General features: G+C 72.1%; 1 protein-coding gene and 1 pseudogene. One reads left to right on the top strand and one right to left on the bottom strand.

The features are described from left to right. The coding region (locus KUM32_RS41265) for a hypothetical protein (protein WP_217146773.1) at positions 1 to 311 on the top strand (311 nt) is incomplete at its 5' end. A gap of 166 nt (positions 312 to 477) precedes the next feature. Here the strand turns inward: KUM32_RS41265 and KUM32_RS44560 are convergent. Beyond that, positions 478 to 630, bottom strand: a pseudogene (locus KUM32_RS44560) (ArsR family transcriptional regulator); the annotation flags it as partial.

Raw genomic sequence — 630 nt, 5'->3', positions numbered from 1 at the left:
CGACGAGGGCCGCGGCCCCGGCGAAGCCGCACGTAACCGTCGACACCCGCAGCACGAAGCCGCTCAACGTCCGGATGTACCCGAGCGAGGACGCCACGGACGCGGGCAACCTCAAGAACGGCACCGTCGTCGGCGTGGACTGCAAGGTCCGCGCCCAGCAGGTCCAGGACAGCACCTACTGGTACAAGATCCGCGGCAAGGAGCAGTGGATCACGGCCGAGTTCACCAAGAACCCGTCCGGTACCGCGCCGCTGTGCAAGGACTTCTTCCCGGCCAAGCAGGCCACCCAACAGGGCAAGGCCGTGGGCTGACCCCGCTCGCCCACATATCGCGACACCGGGCCGCACTCGACGGCCCGACCGGGCCAGCACCGCTGACCGGCACGCCCCGCCGGGCGCTGAAATACCAGCGCGCCGACGGGGCGTTCCTCTTGCCCGCCGTCGCCCAGCAGCCACCCCGTCGCCGCTCAGCCGCCGCTCAGGGGGTGGCCGGCGGCTCCCAGGTGGCGACCAGGTCGAGGAGGCCGGGGAAGCGGTCGTTCAGGTCGGCGACGCGGACGTGGCTGCGCCGCTCCAGGCCGTACTGGCGCTGCCGGATGAGGCCCGCCTCGCGCAGCGCCTTGTAGTGGTG

It is taken from the genome of Streptomyces sp. AC627_RSS907 (genome assembly GCF_019049165.1).
The sequence above is the reverse complement of the archived record's forward strand: the minus strand, read 5'-3'. Positions and strand labels throughout refer to the sequence as shown.